15 protein-coding genes are annotated in these 18,785 nt (G+C 64.8%); 8 read left to right on the forward strand and 7 right to left on the reverse strand.

Annotated elements, in window-relative coordinates; genetic code table 11:
* Positions 1 to 2,343, forward strand: a complete 2,343-nt coding sequence (locus AC1DY7_RS23845) for an arylsulfatase (RefSeq protein ID WP_477496206.1) — start codon at positions 1 to 3, stop codon at positions 2,341 to 2,343.
* 6 nt (positions 2,344 to 2,349) lie between these two features.
* Complete coding sequence (locus tag AC1DY7_RS23850) at positions 2,350 to 3,540, forward strand: FAD-dependent monooxygenase (protein WP_477496207.1); 1,191 nt, start codon at positions 2,350 to 2,352, stop codon at positions 3,538 to 3,540.
* A gap of 1 nt (position 3,541) precedes the next feature.
* Here AC1DY7_RS23850 and AC1DY7_RS23855 read toward each other — a convergent pair whose 3' ends face one another.
* Positions 3,542 to 4,963, reverse strand: coding sequence for an aldehyde dehydrogenase family protein (locus AC1DY7_RS23855; RefSeq protein ID WP_477496208.1), 1,422 nt, complete (start codon positions 4,961 to 4,963; stop codon positions 3,542 to 3,544).
* Positions 4,964 to 5,004: 41 nt separating this feature from the next.
* Positions 5,005 to 5,937 carry an oxygenase MpaB family protein gene (locus AC1DY7_RS23860; protein WP_477496209.1) on the reverse strand — a complete coding sequence of 311 codons (933 nt, stop codon included), beginning with the start codon at positions 5,935 to 5,937 and terminating at the stop codon, positions 5,005 to 5,007.
* A 117-nt stretch (positions 5,938 to 6,054) separates the two neighbouring features.
* On the opposite strand from AC1DY7_RS23860, the gene AC1DY7_RS23865 reads away from it, so the two are divergent.
* Positions 6,055 to 6,621 (forward strand): TetR/AcrR family transcriptional regulator, encoded by a 567-nt coding sequence (locus AC1DY7_RS23865; RefSeq protein ID WP_477496210.1) that lies wholly within the window; start codon positions 6,055 to 6,057, stop codon positions 6,619 to 6,621.
* Here AC1DY7_RS23865 and AC1DY7_RS23870 read toward each other — a convergent pair.
* A complete protein-coding gene (locus AC1DY7_RS23870; RefSeq protein ID WP_477496211.1) occupies positions 6,614 to 7,177 on the reverse strand; it encodes a YdcF family protein in 564 nt (187 codons plus the stop codon). The genes AC1DY7_RS23865 and AC1DY7_RS23870 overlap by 8 nt on opposite strands.
* Positions 7,178 to 7,491: 314 nt before the next feature.
* On the opposite strand from AC1DY7_RS23870, the gene AC1DY7_RS23875 reads away from it, so the two are divergent.
* Together AC1DY7_RS23875 and AC1DY7_RS23880 are read left to right on the forward strand one after the other, a co-directional pair.
* Positions 7,492 to 8,547, forward strand: a complete 1,056-nt coding sequence (locus tag AC1DY7_RS23875) for a 3-deoxy-7-phosphoheptulonate synthase (protein ID WP_477496212.1) — start codon at positions 7,492 to 7,494, stop codon at positions 8,545 to 8,547.
* 128 nt (positions 8,548 to 8,675) lie between these two features.
* Entirely contained in the window at positions 8,676 to 9,494 is an 819-nt protein-coding gene (locus tag AC1DY7_RS23880; RefSeq protein ID WP_477496213.1) for a CDP-diacylglycerol diphosphatase, read from the forward strand.
* Between the two features lie 58 nt (positions 9,495 to 9,552).
* Here AC1DY7_RS23880 and AC1DY7_RS23885 read toward each other — a convergent pair whose 3' ends face one another.
* Together AC1DY7_RS23885 and AC1DY7_RS23890 are read right to left on the reverse strand one after the other, a co-directional pair.
* Positions 9,553 to 9,981 carry a cellulose-binding domain-containing protein gene (locus tag AC1DY7_RS23885; RefSeq protein ID WP_477496214.1) on the reverse strand — a complete coding sequence of 143 codons (429 nt, stop codon included), beginning with the start codon at positions 9,979 to 9,981 and terminating at the stop codon, positions 9,553 to 9,555.
* Positions 9,982 to 10,149: 168 nt separating this feature from the next.
* Positions 10,150 to 10,749: a hypothetical protein gene (locus AC1DY7_RS23890; protein ID WP_477496215.1), complete on the reverse strand. Its 600-nt coding sequence runs from the start codon at positions 10,747 to 10,749 to the stop codon at positions 10,150 to 10,152.
* Between the two features lie 239 nt (positions 10,750 to 10,988).
* Here AC1DY7_RS23890 and AC1DY7_RS23895 point away from each other — a divergent pair, with 239 nt between their 5' ends.
* Positions 10,989 to 12,248, forward strand: a complete 1,260-nt coding sequence (locus AC1DY7_RS23895; protein WP_477496216.1) for a hypothetical protein — start codon at positions 10,989 to 10,991, stop codon at positions 12,246 to 12,248.
* A 165-nt stretch (positions 12,249 to 12,413) separates the two neighbouring features.
* Here AC1DY7_RS23895 and AC1DY7_RS23900 read toward each other — a convergent pair whose 3' ends face one another.
* Positions 12,414 to 15,074, reverse strand: a complete 2,661-nt coding sequence (locus AC1DY7_RS23900) for an Ig-like domain-containing protein (protein WP_477496217.1) — start codon at positions 15,072 to 15,074, stop codon at positions 12,414 to 12,416.
* 1,186 nt (positions 15,075 to 16,260) lie between these two features.
* Here AC1DY7_RS23900 and AC1DY7_RS23905 point away from each other — a divergent pair.
* Both AC1DY7_RS23905 and AC1DY7_RS23910 read left to right on the forward strand, forming a co-directional pair.
* The gene (locus AC1DY7_RS23905; RefSeq protein ID WP_477496218.1) at positions 16,261 to 17,490 is read left to right on the forward strand and encodes a cytochrome P450; all 1,230 of its coding nucleotides are present in this window, start codon (positions 16,261 to 16,263) and stop codon (positions 17,488 to 17,490) included.
* A 4-nt stretch (positions 17,491 to 17,494) separates the two neighbouring features.
* Positions 17,495 to 18,073: a TetR/AcrR family transcriptional regulator gene (locus AC1DY7_RS23910; RefSeq protein WP_477496219.1), complete on the forward strand. Its 579-nt coding sequence runs from the start codon at positions 17,495 to 17,497 to the stop codon at positions 18,071 to 18,073.
* On the opposite strand, the gene AC1DY7_RS23915 is transcribed toward AC1DY7_RS23910, so the two are convergent.
* Entirely contained in the window at positions 18,045 to 18,758 is a 714-nt protein-coding gene (locus tag AC1DY7_RS23915; RefSeq protein ID WP_477496220.1) for a siderophore-interacting protein, read from the reverse strand. The genes AC1DY7_RS23910 and AC1DY7_RS23915 overlap by 29 nt on opposite strands.
* Positions 18,759 to 18,785 lie beyond the last annotated feature (27 nt).

The following is an 18,785-nucleotide window of genomic DNA, read 5'->3' on the forward strand; positions in this document are numbered from 1 at the left end:
ATGCCCTTCGACGGAGTGGTCACCACCGACATCCGGGACTCCACCCCGGACTGGACGCCGTACCGCGGGGCGCAGGCACCCGAAGGTGCGCCGAACGTGCTGTACCTGTTGTGGGACGACACCGGGATCGCCACCTGGGACTGCTATGGCGGCCTGGTGGAGATGCCCAACATCGGCAGAATCGCCGACCGCGGGCTCCGGCTCACCCAATTCCACACCACCGCACTGTGTTCCCCCACCCGCGCCGCGCTACTGACCGGACGCAACCCGACCAGCGTCGGGGTGGCCTCGGTGCTCAACCTCGCCGAAGGATTCCCCGGGCACCACGGCCGGATCCCGGCCGAATCGGCACTGCTCTCGGAGGTGCTCTCCGAGCGTGGATGGTCGACCTACGCTGTCGGCAAATGGCACCTGGCGCCGATCGAAGACTGCCAGGCCGCCGGCTCGCGCAAGTACTGGCCGCTGCGGCGCGGATTCGACCGCTTCTACGGCTTTCTCGACGGCATGACCGATCAGTGGTATCCCACGCTGGTCCGGGACAATGATCCGATCGACCCGCCGGCCAGCCCCGAGCAGGGCTATCACCTGTCGAAAGACCTGGCCGACAACGCCATCGACTTCCTGCGCGACCATCGCGCGGCCGCACCGGACAAGCCCTGGTTCATGTACCTGTGCCCCGGCGCGGGGCACTCCCCGCATCAGGTCGCAGGCGAGTGGGCGGATCGTTACTCCGGCAGATTTGATATGGGCTACGAGCGCTACCGCGAGATCGCCCTGGCCAACCAGAAGGCACTGGGCCTGCTCCCGCCGGAAACCGAACTGTCCCCGATGAATCCGTACGCCGATGCCATCAGCCCGGACGGTATTGCGTGGCCGGCCGATGAGAACGTCCGGCCGTGGGACACCTTGTCCGACGACGACAAGCGGGTGTCCGCGCGGATGGCTGAGGTGTTCGCCGGATTCCTGTCCTACACCGACGCGCAGATCGGCCGGATCCTGGATCACCTGGAGGACACCGGCCAGCTCGACAACACCATCGTCGTCATCATGTCCGACAACGGCGCCAGCGGCGAAGGCGGCCCGAACGGCACCCTGGACGAATCGGTTCCGATGATGGGTGGATCCAACACCACGCAGGACGGCCTGCGGATGTTCGGTGAACTCGGCGGTCCCGCCACGGCGATGAACTACTCAAACGGCTGGGCCATGGCGTTCAACACGCCATACAAACTGTTCAAGCGGTACGCCTCGCACGAGGGCGGGATCGCCGACCCGTGCATCGTGTCCTGGCCTGCCGGGTTGTCCGCACGCGGCGCCGTCCGCGGGCATTACACCCACGTGAGCGACGTGACCCCGACGGTGTACGACCTGCTCGGCATCGGCGACATCACCACCGTCAACGGGATCGTGCAGACACCACTGGAAGGAACGAGCTTCGCTGCGGCGCTTCATGATTCGGCCGGTGCGACGAACAAGCACACGCAGTTCTACTCGATGCTGGGCACCCGGGGCATCTGGCACGACGGCTGGTTCGCCAACACCGTGCACCCCCCGACCGCCACCGGCCCGCGCGGCTGGGGAGCCTTCGACCGGGACCGCTGGGAACTGTTCCACATCGAGTCCGACCGCAGCCAGATCCACGACCTGGCCGCCGAGCGCCCCGACAAGCTTGCCGAACTACAGGCGCTGTGGCATGAACAGGCCCTGGAATTCACGGCTTACCCGCTGGCCGACTTGAGCGTGCAGGAGATCGTGCAGCGCGCCACATCCAGGGTCGGCGAGCCCGTCTCACGCGCGGTGTTCCACCCCGGGGCACCTGCCGGGCACACGGCCTTCCGCGGGCTGGTGCGGGGCCGGTCGTTCAGCTTGCGCACGACGGTGTCGATCGAGCATCCCGACGCCGAGGGGCTGCTGTTCTCGCAGGGCAGCCGCACCGGTGGGCAGGCCCTGTTCGTGGCCGACGGCCGCCTGCGCTACGTGTGCACCACCGCCGGGCAGGAGCAGGGCGTCACCTCCGATGAGACGATCACGTTGGGATCCCACGCTTTCGAGGTGCGCTACACGCGCACCGGCGGCGTCGAGGGCACCCTGGACATGGTCGGGGCAGTCGCACTGCTGGTGGATGGGCGCGTGGTGGGCACCGCGGAGCAGGTGCGGATGACGGGGCTGGACATCATGCAGACCGTCTCGGCCGGCCGCGGCGTCACCTACTCCGTCTCGCCCGCCTACACGTCACCGTTCCATTTCACCGGTGGCGTGCTCGGCGAGATCATCCTCGATTTCACCGGAGAATCCGGATCGGCCGATCAAGCCGTAGTCGACACGGCGTTCCGGCGGGACTGAGCGCCGGTGACCTCACACGCCCTCATCTCGGGCGCCGGCATCGCCGGACCCGCGCTGGCCCACCAACTCAATGCCCGTGGCTGGCGGACCACCGTGCTGGAACGGTATCCGCAACGCCGCGACGAGGGGCAGAACGTCGACATCCGCGGTGCCGCCCGCGAGGTCATCCGCCGCTTCGGCATCGACGAGGCCGTGCGGGCCGCCCACACCACCGAGATCGGCACCCGCTTCGTCCGCGCCGACGGTTCGGTGGCCGCGTCGTTCCCGGTCGGCCCGGGAGGTGAATCGAGTGGTCCCACAGCGGAACTGGAGATCCTTCGGGGCGAGCTTTCCCGCATACTGATCGAACGCACCCATCAGCGGACGGACTACCGGTTCGGCACCCAACTCGCCGATATCGTCGATCACGGCGATCACGTCACCGCTGAACTGCAGGACGGCGAGACAGTGGATGCCGACATCGTGGTCATCGCCGAGGGACTGCACTCGCGTTCCCGGCGGTTCGTCACCGACACCCAGGTCCAGCCGCTGGGAATGTACGTCTGCTACGCCACGCTGACCCGCCGGGATGACGACGACCGGTGGTGGAAGTGGCAGCACGTCAGCAGGTCTCGCAGTGTGCACCTGCGCCCCGACAATCTGGGCACCGTACGCGCGATGCTGACCTTCGTCTCCGACGTGCGTGGCATCGACGATCTCGATCCTGCCGACCAGATCGCGCTTCTGCGAAGCACTTTCGCCGATGCCGGCGGCGCAGCACCGCGCATCCTCGATGAGCTCGAGGCGGGTGCGCCGATGTACTTCTCGGCCGTCGGCCAGGCGCACACCCCGACGTGGAGCAAGGGCCGCATCACGTTGCTGGGCGATGCGGCGTTCTGCAATGCCACCTTCGGCGGTGCGGGTACCAGCCTGGCCATCATCGGCGGCTACATCCTGGCCGGTGAACTCGCCGGCACCGACGACCACCGGGCAGCCCTGGCTGCCTATCAGCGCCTGATGCAGCCGTTCGTGGGGACCGCACCTACCGTGCGCGCCCGCGGTCTGCGGATGATGAACCCGCAGACCGACAACGGGATTCGGGTGATCCACGCGGGCGCGCGGATCGCCGCGGGCCCGATCGGCACCGCCATCGGCAAGGTGGTGGGGCGGAATTTTGCCGGCGACCGGTTACCGCTGCCGGACTACCCGGCGGCGTAACCTACGGCGCGTACCCCAGCGCGGCCTTGACCTCGAGATACTCGTCGAAACCGGAATCGCCCCACTCGCGTCCGTTGCCGCTGCGCTTGTAACCGCCGAACGGCGCGGAGATGTCGAAGGCGTGGTTGATGGCAACCGAACCGGCGCGGATCCGGCGCGCCACGGCGCGAGCCTGGTCGATGTCGGCGGCCGAAACATAGCCCGCCAAACCGTAATCCGTGTCGTTGGCGATCTCGACCGCCTGGTCCACATCGTCGTAACCGAGGATGCACAGCACCGGGCCGAAGATCTCCTCACGGGCGATCACCATGTCGTTGGTGACGTCGGCGAAGACCGTGGGTTTGACGAAGTAGCCCGCGTCGAGCCCCTCGGGCCGCCCGGTGCCGCCGACGACGAGCGTCGCGCCGCCGTCGATACCGTTCTGGATCAAGCCCTGGATCTTGTCGTACTGCGCCTTGGACGCGACCGGGCCGATGGCCTTTTTGTTCTCCAGGTCTCCGACTGCGACACCGGACCCGACCTGCTCGGCGACGGCGATGGCCTCGTCCATCCGGGAGTTCGGAACGAGCATGCGCGACGGCGCATTACAGCTCTGACCGCTGTTCACCATCATCACCGAGACACCCGCGGCCACACTCTTGGCGAAGTCCGCGTCGTCGAGCACGATGTTGGGGCTCTTGCCGCCGAGTTCCTGGCTGACGCGTTTCACCGTCGGTGCGGCGTTGCGGGCGATCTCGATACCCGCGCGGGTGGATCCAGTGAAGGACACCATGTCGATGTCGGGGTGGCCGGAGATGGCCGCGCCGACGCCCTGACCGTCGCCGAACACCATATTGAACACGCCTGTGGGAACTCCCGCGGCGGCAATGATTTCCGCGAAGATCTGCGCCGAGTACGGCGCGACCTCCGACGGTTTGAGCACCATGGTGCAGCCGGTCGCCAGTGCCGGGTACACCTTGACGGCGATCTGGTTCAGCGGCCAGTTCCACGGGGTGATCAGCCCACATACCCCGACCGGCTCCTTGATCAGCAGGGTGGAGCCGCGCTGCTCGTCGAACTCGAACTTGGTGAGCACGTCGATGGCGGTGGCGAGGTGGCCCAGGCCCAGGTTCACCTGCGGGCCGGCGGCCAGTCCGGGCGGGGCGCCCATCTCTTCAGTGACCGCGTCGGCAAGGTCGCCCGCGCGGTTCTGGTATTCGGCGAGGATGGCGCCGAGCACGGCGAGGCGGTCCTCCTTGGTGCTCTGCGACCACGACGCGAACGCCCGGCGGGCTGCCCCCACCGCGAGGTCGACGTCGTCGGCCGATCCGTTGGAGATCCGGCCCGACACTTCTTCGGTCCGCGGGTTGTCGACGTCGAGGGTGCCGGGACGGACCGGGTCGACCCACTGACCGTCGATGTAGAACTTGAGGTATTCGCGCATGGGCACAAGCCTTCCTTAGTCAGCGTCGGTTCGGCGTGGTTTCACGGCAGCCGGTAGGCATACGACTTCTCTTGCCGCGCCTTCATTTTCTCGATGCACTGGTGGTGTTTGCGAGCGTGGTAGGCCAGCGGGAAGTAGGTGAGCCTGTCGGGCAGGATCCGATAGGCCGTCCGGATCACCGTGTAGATCCGGACGAGCTGGCGCTGTTCGCTCTCGCTCCAGCTGACACCGAGTTTCGCCCGCAGCCGCGGATCGAGCAGCCCGACCACGGACAGGTAGTTGAACCGCAGGGCCGGCCGCAGCGCCCGGCGGACCAGCGGCCGCAGCGGGGCGGGCACGGTCGGCAGGTCGACATTGCCGGTGCGCATCTCCTCGATCAGCTGGATGGCCTGGGGCGTGCCTTCCAGCTCGAGTACCTTCGCTTCGAAATAGTCGGCGAATTCGGCGTGGGTCTGCGGGTAGCCGCGCATGGGCACGTGCAGCAGCCGGGCCAACCGGATGTTGTCGCGCAGCAGCTCCTGCTTCTCGGTGTCGGTGAACTCCCGCCCGATCAGCAGCGGGCCGGACTGGGCGTTGACGATGTAGGCGGTCGCGATGACCCATTGGTACGCGTCGGTGTGCAGCGCGCTGATCTGTTTGCCGGTGCGCTCGCTGCGCATCGTGATGGGCTGGTGCAGCGCGCGCACCCGGTTGCCCTCGGCGACGGCCTCGGCTCCGCCGTAGGTCCACCGCAGCACCGAATCCACCGAGCGGATCGCACGGCCTGCGGGATCGCCGTTGAAGGCCGCCGAATAGCGGCCGGTGACCTCGGCGATGACGGGATGCATCGCCTGCATCATGAACGCCGCCCCGTCGAGGATCAGGAAGGTCCAGCGGCCGACATGCTCACCGGTCAACGAGTCGATGGGCACCAGCTCGGGTTGAGCCGGTTCGGAATGGACCGGGGCGTCGTCCACGACATTGTGGGTAGTCATGCGGCGACGATAATGTGACCGCGAAGTCGCATTCAAGTCGCATTAGGAGTACTTCGAGTGGCAGAAAGAACCAGCTCAGCAGGTAGAAAGTCGCCCAAGCAGCAGAGGTCTCGCGAAATGGTCGCAAAAATCGTGGATGCAACCGCGGCACTGCTGCACTCCGTGGGCCCCGAGCAGGTGTCGACGAACGCGATCGCGGACCGCGCCGATGTGAGCAAGGGTTCGATCTATCAGTACTTCGCCAACAAGGACGAGATCATCGCGGCCGCCATCGAACAGATCGCCGCCAAGCAGGCGCCGGCCATCGAGAACATGCTGCGCACCGTCACCCTGGAACAACCCGAAGCCGCGATGGACGCCTCGATCGACATGCTGATCGACTTCACCATCGCCAATCGGCGGCTGATCCGCTATATCGCCCAGCGACCGGATCACGGCCGCGCCCTCGATGACGCCTCGGGCCTGTCGGCCACCCTGTTGGCGATGTCGACCCTGCACATGAGCGCTTTTCGCGATCAGTACCGTCGCGAACTCTCCCCGCGAGCCCTGGCCTGGCTGTTCTACAACATGGCGGTGGCCACCACGACCCGCTACATCGAGGCCGACGATCCGATCCCGCTCGAGGAACTGCGCAGCGGACTGAAGTTCGCGTCCGCGGGTCTACTCGTCGGCCCGGCTAGCTGATCGGGACCAACGGACTGAGCACGTCGTGCACGAACTGCACGATGTTGGTCTGCGGTGATCCGTCCGGAAAGCTCACCGTCGCAAGCAGATTGCCTCCCGCGTCGGCGAAGTTGCCGTCGGCGCGGTCCTGATGGGTGGACGACGTCACCAGGATGATGCCGGACGTGCCGGCCTGCTTGGCCAACGGCACCGAGAACTGCGCGTTCTGAACGGTGCTGTTGGCGCGGTCCTCCTTGATGATCCGGTCGGCAGGCAAGCCGAGCGACTTCAGAAAGAAGCTCATCGTCCCGGCTTCGGTCTTTCCATTCTGCGGGTTGCCGCCGGTGACAATCACCGGTGACTGCGGGAACATCTGGGCCACCGCCAGACCGGCGAGGACGCGGCGCCGCAGGATCGGGCGCATGTCGCCCTGCGGGGTGAGGCCGTAGCCGAGGATCACGATGGCCGGTTTGGAGAAATCCTTCCCGCCCGGCACCGGTGCCGCCTGGGCCGCGGGTGCCATCCCGCCGCACAGCGCGGCCAGCACCAGCAGCACCGCCACGATCCGGCTACGCATCACCGCAGTCCCCCCTCGACACTATTTGACGTTAGCGCCACTAAGGGGTTGGTCGCGGTGGGGACGGCTCTCGTTACAGGCATTTGACCGTGCACCGCCCCGAACCGTTATAGTCGGCAGCGTGAACATCCGCGTGCGTCGCTATTGGCGCTTTATCCAGGCTCCGGGTGGAGCCACGGATAGAGCGCGCTGACGCCAGCGCCCGCAACACCACCCGGAGCCCAGCAGTGACCGATCGGTCGCTGCTTTTGTCATTTCAGGGCACCGGTTGCGGCGGATCGCCCTGAGCACACCGCACAGGAGACCCGCAGGCCATGAGCATTCTCGACGAAGGCATCGACACCACCTCCGACCGGCGCGTCACGCGCTTCAGGCCGGTGCCCAGCCCGCTGGAGATCCGGTCCGAACTACCCCTCTCGCCTCGCTCTGCCACGTCCGTGGCGCGGCATCGTGACGAGATCGCGGATATCCTCGCGGGTCGCGATGACCGGCTGCTGCTCATCGTCGGGCCGTGCTCGATCCATGACCCCGTCGCCGCACTCGACTACGCACGCAGGCTCGCCCCGCTGGCCGACACCTATTCCGACCGGCTGAAGATCGTCATGCGGGTGTACTTCGAGAAGCCGCGGACCACCGTGGGCTGGAAGGGCCTGATCAACGATCCGGGGATGGACGGCAGCTTCGACGTTGCACGCGGATTACGCACCGCGCGTTCGCTTCTCATCGAGATCACCCGGATGGGACTGGCCATCGGCTGCGAATTCCTGGAACCGACCAGTCCGCAGTACATCGCCGATGTCGTGTCCTGGGGTGCGATCGGCGCCCGCACCACCGAGTCCCAGATCCACCGTCAGCTGGCCTCCGGGCTGTCGATGCCCATCGGTTTCAAGAACGGCACCGACGGCAACATCCAGGTCGCGGTCGATGGGGTCAACGCCGCAGCGGCACAGCATGTCTTCTTCGGCATCGACGATCTGGGCCGTGGTGCGCTCGTGGAGACCGCAGGTAATTCCGACTGCCACGTCATTCTCCGGGGCGGATCCAGCGGCCCCAATCACGACGCCGAAACGGTCGCTTCGGCCACGGCTCAGCTCGCCGCGTCCGGTCTGCCGGCGCGCGTCATGATCGACTGCTCGCATGCGAACTCGGGCAAGGACCACGTGCGCCAGGCCCAGGTCGCCCACGAGATCGCCGACCGGATCGCGGCCGGGGAACGCGGGATCAGCGGACTGATGCTGGAGAGCTTCCTGGTCGGCGGGGCGCAATCCCTCGGCGGGGAGCTGGTCTACGGCCAGTCGGTGACCGACAAGTGCATGGACTTCGACACCACCGCCGATGTGTTGGCGCACCTGCACCGGGCCATGCGGTAGGGCACTTCCACCGATCGGGGGACACCGGGTTCCGCCGGGTGCTCCCCCGATCGTTCGATGGGCTCCATTCACGCGCGTCGATAGTTTTTCCTCAACACGTTCAAGCACCCCCGAGCAGAGGAAAAACAATGACCGAAACCATCAATCGCAGCAGCCGATTTCGCACGACCGCGTCGCGACTGACGATGTGCGCCCTGAGCGCTGCCGCGGTGCTGGCGCTGGCCGGCACCCCGATGGCCAACGCCGCCCAGCAGCCGTTCGGCCCGCCCTGCGGCGACGTCGACAGCAGCGACTACCTGTGGCAGAAGGTGAAAGATCCCAAGCACGACAAGGATCAGGTCGATGTCGTCATTCCGAACAACGACCGCACTCGCGGCTACGTGGTGCACGACGGCGATGCCGAGCATAAGTCGAAGACCGACTTCTTGTTGATCCCGACCCTCCGGATCTCGGGAATCGAGTGCCACAACTTGTTGACCGATCCGCCGAACTACATCAAGGCCGCCGCCGATGAGGCGGAGAAACTGATGCCTGGCAAGAACTGGGCGCTGGGCATCAATTCGGCATACTCCCGCGGCCAGAACCAACTGCACATCCACATCACCCAGCTCGACGATGCCGCGCAGTTCAACCTCAGCACCGAGGCCGGCGCCCACAACATCACCACCGACGAAACCCAATGGCGGGATTCGAAGATCTTCGTGAAGAACATCCAGTTCCGCGCATGGAACGCCAAGTCACTAGACCACAACTTCTTCGCCCACCTCAGCGACAACGTCGTGATCCCGCTGCAGAAGCAGGGCGTGCAGACCGGAATGCCGTACCAGACACTCGTCGTGACGAAGAACCACATGCCCGACGGCGGTTACATCATCCTCAACAGCGACACCGAGTCCGGACTGAAGAACGGCACCGGCAACATCGAGGTGCTCCTCAACAAGAAGTAGTCGAGCACGAGCCGCCCGGATTGGCCAAGACCAGTCCGGGCGGCTCGGCCGTTTGCGCTCAGACGCAATACGACTCTCGGTTCAGCATGCAGTTCACCGGCGGGGAATAGGTGCCGCTCAGCACGCCCCGCAGACCTCCCGTGGCCGAGCCACCCGGCGGGATGATGCGGTTCCAATTCGCGGGCGTCAGAATGTAATGCGTGCCGTATCGAGTGAAGGCGCTGCTCCACGTGTGCGAGATGGACTCTCCTACCGGCAGGTCGAATTCCAGCTTCCAGTCGGTCATGGGCGCTGCGGTGAGATTGGTGATGGTGAAGCGCGCGATGAAGCCGGTCTGCCACGTCGAGGTCACTGACAAGGAGGCAACACCGGCGGCCGCGTGCGCCGTCGGGGCGACGGGAAGGCTCAGCGCTGCGGCGAGCACTGCCGCCGCAACGACGTGAAGCGCTGCGCCCCAGCGCTTCACACGAGATTCCGAGCCGGCCACGGTTGTCCACCCTAGGGTTTCGGCGGTGGAATCGACGCTCTCGACTCGGCCCGCTGCCGCACCTTTGCCCAACCGCAACCTCGGCGAGACGTTCGGGGAGGTCTGGGCACGGAGGCCGAGCAGCATCGCGCACCTCGCCAAGAAAGGAAGTCTGACGGACTTGCCAGGTCAAGGCGCAGGCTCCAGCGAAAATCGCAGAACTACAGCAAAATTTGCGGTCTTGAGTTCTACCGGCCTCATCTGCGGTGCTCCGACTGGAGACACATCAAGCAGGTCTACGTCGACGAACTTGCTGCCGAGATTCAGGTTGAGTTCGCCGCCCAACCTGAGAAACTGCGTTCCTGGGCCGCAAAACTTGACGCTCTCGTCCATTCGAATCGGCAAGGTCTGCCCCTCGCTGATCGTGAGCGGTCCCGATGGAAACGGAAAGATGTCGTTCGTCGATACTTGGAGGCCTGTTTGCTTCTCGAAAGTTGCCCCGAATATGCGGCCGTGCAGCGACGCACTCCCGCCGAATCCGTTCGACTCGCACACTATGCTCACGAGCTTTACCGCTACGCAGCGTATCGGCGGCGGAGGCGTGTGGGCCGCCACGCACACATCTAGTTGCTTCACCAGAAACGCTTTTCGCCCCTTGAGCTGGCCGATTGCTTCCTTGATCTTCGGTATCAGGTCGTGCGGAGCATCTGTCAAACTCTCCTCGGCTTCCCGTATTTCACCTGAAATACGCCCAACTGCATCCCGTTCTGCCTGGCACGGCTCGGACATTTGCAATCTCCAATCAGAAGTCATACGCACTGGAGTTTTAGGTTGGCAGTCCGGCACAGCGCGGACATAGGTAGTCAAATACCTGATATTCGATTCGGATCGGACGTGGCATTACGCCGAGTGATGTCAATTCAAGGTGGAAGTCCGCGCGGGCGTCCTAGCGACACCGTCGCCCGATCTACTGGCGACTGCGTCCAGTAAGCCCCAAATGTCGGTGGCTCCAGGCAGAATATGCGCCCGTGTCCGTATGCATTGAGTTCCGCAACGACGATGGCGGATACCTGGCCTGGCTCGCTAACCACGCCGATGGATACGTCATCAACATCGCGAGCAGCCACAGCGTGGCCGAGGCGCGGGTGCATCGCGCGCGTTGCCACACAATCGGTGGTCGGAATCCTCGTGGTGGCGTATGGACCGGGCCGTACGTGAAGTTGTGCGGCGACGGCCTCGACGATTTGCAGAACTGGGCGATCGACAATGTGGGACAACCCATTTCGCCGTGCGGCAGATGCCGCCCGAGTACTGAAGACCCACACTCTAGACAGCTGCGGCAGAACGCGACCGCCACTGTCACTGCGTCTTCGAACTCGTCCACGAAAGTCATAGACGCGTCACCGACCGAAGGACGTTGCGCAATCCGTGTGCCATCCACGAATAGTCCTGCGGTCGAGGCCTGGGCGGATGATTACATTCGCTTCGAACGTCGCCCAGCCTGGCAGGAACAATTGCGCAGCGAAATCCGTGAAGGTTGCAACAGTCTTGAGCCAACGCCTCAACAGATTCTGCATGCCACGTTCTTCGGCGACAAACTCGCCAACGCCGATGTAGAGAATTTGGTGCTCTACAACATCGGCACGTCGTTTCGGAGCCCAGGGCGCAACGGGATTCGCTTCGAGCACGGCGCAGCGGTGCCGGTAGGCCCGGACGGTGCTGGGTATGCGTTCGGCTACCGATACGAACTATCAGCCAGATCGGCGCCCTTCGCTCACTGGCAACTCGGCCGAACACTGGCAGCGTTCGACTGGACTGACTTCCAACTGACCTCAGATTCGAAGCTGGCACAAATCTGGCTGGCTCTCGCGCGGGCGCGAGACCGTGTCGAGACGGTCGAACTAGGCTCGGTGGTCAACGCCCCATCCGCTGTGCGGGTCAAGGTCAGACCGCCCCAAGAGCGACAAACCGCGTGGGGAGATCTGGTGAAGCCAATCTTCGACGGGGTGATCAGCGCGTTTCAGGCTCATACTGACGTATCGATTCTACCGACAGTCACTGAACGCTTGGCGCGGGTTCTTCCCGCAGAGCCTGCCGAGATCGAGCGACATCTGCTTGAGCAGCGCTGGGCGGCGTTGGGTGCCGTATCGCGACTCGTCTCGCCGTACCGCGAGGGCGTGAAGTGGGACCCCGCCGACCATTGGTGCGTTGCCGGTGAACTGCTCGCTTCGGATCCGGACGGTCCGCGGTGGAGCATTAGGGGCGAGATAGTCGAGGTTGCTCGCTGACAGTTGCCACTTCACAGTCGTTGTATCGCTGAAGCTTTGGAGCGACGGGACGGTGCTAACGGGCTGCCTAGTCTCGTCGTGGCGCCCCGTAGCTCGCTTCCCACTTCGCTGTCCGATTGGACAGCCATCTAGGATTAAGACAAATCTTCTCCCCGATGGTTTCCATCAATGGAAGACGCCGCCCGACAGGTAGATCACACTCCCGTTGAGGGTTGACTCGGCGACGTAGCGACGAACTCCCGAGTAGCTCACGTAGGAGACCCAGTAGAAGCCGTTCCCGATCACCCAACTGTCGTAGTTGAACGTTTGGCCCGGGCTGTACTGCGCAACAACGGGCCCATTCGTGCTGGGATCGTTTCGAACGTTCACCTGAACGACGACTGTGGCCGTGCCACTCTTCGTTCCGCTCGTGGCACCCGTCCCGCCGCCCCCAGGGGAACTCGTCACCTTCTCGACGATCTGGCGGCCATCAACCCACGTCGACCAGCCGAGATATTTGATGTTCGACTTGCTGAACCAGGACAAGACCTGGCCGATGTTGGTGTAAACCGCGCGGGCACCGGGCTGTGTCTCAGAGTCACGCACCTCGATGTAACCGCCGCCATGATTGAACGCCCACGCCACGTGGCCCTGGCCCGCATTGGCTCCACTCCCGATCGAGAAGAAGATCGGGGCCCACACCCCGATCGGCGGATCGCCAGCCGTGATGTTCCCGTTGGCACTCTCGCGATTGAAGGACAACTGGGCCGTCGCGCTGCGGGACGGCGCGTTCACCGTGTCATCGACGAACTTCAGGCACCAACCCCGTTGCGCCGAGACTGCGAAGTTGGGTGTCGTGACCTGTCGGTAAGTGGTGACAACGGGATTGGTAGTAGTGAGGCCCAACACGCTCACCGTGACCGCAATACTGGCGCTTCCTCCGTGGTCATCAATGACCGCAACCGTGAAGCTGTCCTGCTTATCGGCGGCACTGCCGACTGCGGCTTGGCGCCGCGCAGCCTCGGTGGGGGTGTACGTGAAGCTGCCTCCGGCAGTCACACTGATGCTGCCCTTGGATGTTGACGACGGACCGCTGTAGGTAAGGACGTCGTTCTCGGCGTCTGACGCGTTGAAACTGCCTCTGACGATTCCCGAACTGTCCGGCGCACCGACGATTGGAATCTGGGCCACTGGCGCCGCGTTGGTGGGCAAGATCGAGACGGTTACGGTCTTGATCAGCGTCGCGCCTTTGCCGTCAGTGATGGTCACGTTGAAGCTGTCCCCGGTGACTGCTCCGTTGGTGAGGCTGGCAGCATGTCGGGCCGCAGATGTGGGTGTATATGTGAACGCGCCAGTCGTGGCGTTGATGTTCACAGTGCCCCTGCCTGTGCTGGCAGGCCCATTGTAGGTCAGCTTGTCACCATCCAGGTCGGTCGCGGAGACCGTACCGTTGACAACTCCGGTGCTGGAATTCGGTTGACCAATTGTGACTTTCGCGTTAGTCGGCGGGGTGTTCGGTGATACTGCCACCGTCACCGCGATCGGTGTCACGCCGCCGTGCCCGTCGTTGGTGATCACGGTGAAGTTGAACTGCTTGTCCGCGGCCGTGGCGTCCGCGGCCGCTGCTTTCGCGCGAGCAGCGGCTGTCGGGGTGAAAGTGAAGGTGCCGTTGGCGTTGACGATCACGCTGCCCTGGCCAGTGGCCGAGGATCCGCTGTAGGTGAGTACGTCCTTGTCCGCATCGCCGACGGAGATGGTTCCCGTGACGGTTCCCGTCAAGTTGTCAGTCTGTGCGACTTTGGTTTTCACTCCGCCAGGCGCTGCGTTCTTGGCCGGGATGTTCACGGTGATGGAAACGGGGGTGGCGGCGCCGTACTTGTCTACAACGTTTACGACGAACGTGTCGCGCTTGGCCGCCGGACTTGCGTTGTCAGCGCTGGCGTCGTGGCGCGCAGCCGCTGTCGGAGTGTAGGTGAACGTGCCGTCTCGGGATACTGTCACCTTGCCTTTGGTGGTTGTCGTCGATCCGGTGTAGGTGAGTGCATCACCCTCGTTGTCGCTGGCGGTCACAACACCCTTGATTGTGCCCGTGGTGGAGTTAAGGGAACCGATCGTCGAGACGACGTTGACCGGGGCTGTATCCGACGGCGCAATGGTGACGGTGACAGGCACGGTTTTTTGCGACCCGTGGCCGTCATCGATAGTCACGGTGAATTTGTCGGCATCTGTCTTGGCCGTGCTCCGTGCAGTGGCACGCGCCTGTGGGGAGGGTGTGTAGCTGAAGGAACCATCAGGCCGGACGGAGACCACACCGTTGGCAGGCCCAGCGCTGACTGTAAAGGCGGGCGTGTCAGCGTCCTTATCGGCGACGGTGATGCGACCGGTCACCACGCCGCTGACCGGGTTGACCGCGGTAACTGTCGATTTCGCCGACGGAGCGGTATTGGCCGGCGTGATCGTCACGGTCAACGGCACCGACGCGAGGCCGCCGTGGCCGTCGCTGACGACGATGTTGAACGTATCGGTCTGCGCTGCGAACGGGGCGTTAATCGCCGAGGCGGCGTGGCGAGCGGCGGCGGTGGGGGTGTAAGTGAAGGCGCCTTTGGCGGTGACTGTCACCGTCCCCCGCGCGGTGGTGATGGGAGAGGCGTACGAGAGCTTGTCTCCGTCGGGGTCACTGGCGGTGACCTTGCCGGTGACTTTGCCCGTCTTCGTGCTCGGCGCGCTTTGTTTGGTCAGCGACGCCGTCGGCCCAGTGTTTGCAGTAATCGCTTCCGATGCTGCTGTCGTGCTTGCCAATGCAGCGCCTGCCTGCTGGCCGAGATCTCGTCGGGCCGCTGCGGCCAACACCCACACCGCCGGCGACGGGACAGGGGCGTCACCACTCGGGGTTGAGGTAGGCACGTCCGCTGTAGCCAGGACACGCGCGCTCAGTTTCCCGGCGGTCGAGGGTGTTGGATGCGGAGCGACGAAGTGGCTACCTGCACCTGACTGCCCGTTCGCAACAGCGGTGGAGGTTTCGACTTTCGCGACTTCCACACGACCAACCCGGCCTGCCCGTTCCGAGCGTTGTGTTGTTTTACCTGCTCTCGACGTCCCTATCGAAGTTGCCGTATCTGTTGCGCTGTTCAAGCTTTTCGGCAGCACCGCGGACGGTTCGGTACTGCGGGAATGCTTCAGCGGCACCGATCGTGAAGTGGTCACGGGCCGGTTGGTGACCGGTGTCGAATCCGGTTCGGTGCTCGACGAACCACCGGCCGAGCCGGGAGCTGAGTTCACGGCTGCGCTTTTACTGGAGGCAGACGAACCACCACCGGAGGCCTCAGAGTGCTTGTTTGCGCCCGAGCGTGCACGAGGACCTCCCTCCGTCGCGCCGCCGCCGTAGTTGGTGCTCGATGCTTCTGACGGCGAGTCGTCTGCATGAGCTACGCCGGGTGTACTCGCCATAGCCAAACCCAGCCCGAGCGTGACCGCGCCGGCGCCCAACCATCGGTACGGTTCCCGCTGCCTACGACCTTTCCGAGATGCGGGATCGACGTGCGATGACGATCGGTCGGCGCGCTGATCTGACCGGTGCTTGCCCAATTTGGTGCCCCTACCTAGGACTTCTACGTGAGAGAGCTGTGAATCGCTGAAAGTGTTATAGCAAGCTATTGACGACTGCGTCAGTAGTCCGGGGCGATGGTCGCCCGGTTCATACGAACGGCGCACACGACAGATGCAAGAACCTGCGCTTCACCACTTCGGTGGTGACAGGGGCCGCACGGATGGCCGCAGCCACATACCTCAGTCGCCGTGGCATTGCGCGCCGACTCGCCGCTCCCCCAACGCTTGTCTCCACATTGCGTCTGAATCAGCGGACCAGCGCAAGGATGACCAATACCCGTGCATTGAGTCGCGACTGGCGAACGACGCCAAATCGCCAGACTCGATGTCGCACCCACAAGATGACAACCCACGTGGGATTACGACAAATCTACTGAGACCCCGTACCCCCATTGACACCTACACCCATCTGTCGTAGACATAAGACATGTCACTCGATGTGTCTCACGAGCCCCGATTCGAACTCGCCGGAGCCGACACCTGGACCGACCCGTTTCCGATGTACTCCGCGCTGCGCGATCACGACCCGGTACACCACGTCGTCCCGGACAATCGCGAGCACGACTACTACGTGCTGTCCCGGCATGGCGACATCTTCACCGCAGCCCGCGACCACGGGACGTTCTCCTCGGCCCAGGGACTGACCGTCAACTACGGCGAGCTGGAAATGATTGGCCTGCAGGACAATCCGCCGATGGTCATGCAGGACCCGCCGGTGCACACCGAGTTTCGCAAGCTGGTGTCCCGCGGCTTCACCCCACGGCAGGTCGAGGCCGTGGAACCCAAGGTCCGCCAGTTCGTCGTCGAGCGCATCGAGGGGTTGCGTTCGAACGGCGGCGGCGACATCGTCGCTGAACTGTTCAAACCGTTGCCGTCGATGGTGGTCGCGCACTACCTCGGTGTGCCGGAAGAGGATCGCGACCAGTTCGACGGCTGGACCGAGGCCATCGTCGCTGCCAACACCGCCGAAGGCGGCCTCGGTGGCGCGCTGGAAACACTCGGTGACGCACTCGGTTCGATGATGGCGTACTTCACCACGCTCATCGAACGGCGCCGCGCCGAACCTGAGGACGACACGGTCTCGCACCTGGTGGCCGCCGGGATCGGCGCCGACGGGGATATCGCCGGCGTGCTGTCGATCCTCGCGTTCACCTTCACCATGGTGACCGGCGGTAACGACACCACCACCGGAATGCTCGGCGGCTCAGTGCAATTGCTGCACGGCCATCCCGATCAACGACGGCTGCTGGTCCAGCAACCCGACCTGATCCCCGATGCCGTCGACGAGTTCCTGCGACTGACGTCCCCCGTCCAGATGCTCGGACGAACCGTCACCCGCGACGTCACGATCGAGGGAATCACCATCCCCGAGGGCCGCCGGGTGATGTTCCTCTACGGCTCCGGCAACCGTGACGAACGCCAGTACGGGCCAAACGCCGCCGAGCTGGACGTCACCCGCCGGCCCCGCAACATCCTGACCTTCAGCCACGGTGCGCACCACTGCCTGGGCGCCGCCGCGGCACGGATGCAGTCCCGGGTCGCGTTGGAGGAATTGCTCACCCGGATACCGGAATTCAGCGTCGCCGAGGATGACATCGTGTGGGCCGGCGGCAGTTATGTCCGACGCCCACTGTCGGTTCCGTTCACAGTAGGCTGAGAACATGCCCGATTGGCTCGCCGAACGACGCACCGAGGTGGCGGCCGAACGAATCCTGGATGCCGCCGACGAACTGTTCACCCGCCACGACGCGGCGTCGGTGGGGATGAACGACATCGCCACGGCCGCAGGGTGTTCCCGCGCGACGCTGTACCGCTACTTCGAGAACCGCGAGGTGCTCTACACGGCGTATGTCCACCGCGAGACCCACCGGGTGTTCGGCGAGATCTCCGAACAGCTTGCCGGCGTGACCGATCCGGATGAACGGCTGATCTCGGGCATGCTCATAGCCGTGCAGCGGGTCCGGGAAACGCCCGCCCTGGCATCGTGGTTCGCCAACACCGACCGCGCCATCGGCGGCGACATGGCCCAGCAATCGGACGTCATCGCCGCCCTGGCTCAGGGCTTTCTCGCCACCCTCGGGGATACCTCAGACGTCGAGGCGAGAGCGCGCTGGGTCATCCGGATCCTGGTGTCGCTCATGCTGTTTCCCGGCCGCGACGCCGCCGACGAGCGCGCCATGCTGGAATCCTTCGTCGTACCCGTGGTGGGAGTCAGGCAGCCCAGTAGGCGCGCGCCTTGAGCGAGCGCTTCGGGATCTTGTAGTCCTCGCGCAGCACCTTGGCCACCGCGCGGGTGGTGCGGTTGTCGCAGGCGACCCAACCGAAGTGTTCGGAGCCGTCGAACGCCGCCGCGGCCACCGCTTCGACGAGGGCCTCCCCTGCATTTTTGCGGTCCACCCAGATGACGCCGGGGCGCGCCACCGGCAGCTCGCGGTCGTCCTCGTACGCCGCTTCCAGGAACACCTGGGCGGGGGCGTCGCCGATGGCCTCCAGCAGGGAGTTGATCGCCGGCAGCGAGGCGGTGTCACCGACGATCACGTAGCCCTCCGGCGCCGGCGCGGGCAGCACGAAATCGCTTCCCAGGACCGTCACCTCCAGGACATCGCCCGGCGCGGCGTCCGTCGCCCACCGGGTGGCCAGCCCGTCGTGCAGGGCGAAGTCGATGTCGACGGTGCCTGCCGCGGGGTCCGGATTGACCAGGGTGTAGCCGCGCTGGTGGGACTTCGCGCCGTCGGGAAACCAGCCGCGGATCCACATGGTCGGGTGGATCGGCCGGTCGGCGAGCAGATCCGCAGCGGTGAAGTGCAGGCGGAGGAAGTGCGGCGTGATCTCGGTGCGGCCGGTGACCGTGAGTTGGTAATCGCCACCGCGCCACAGCTTGACGAGCGCTCCGGAAAGACCGCGAGACGGCTTCTGCTCGGACAATGCATCCCCCTCGATCGCTGCCAGTGC

This window comes from Mycobacterium sp. P2_H7, assembly GCF_056403275.1.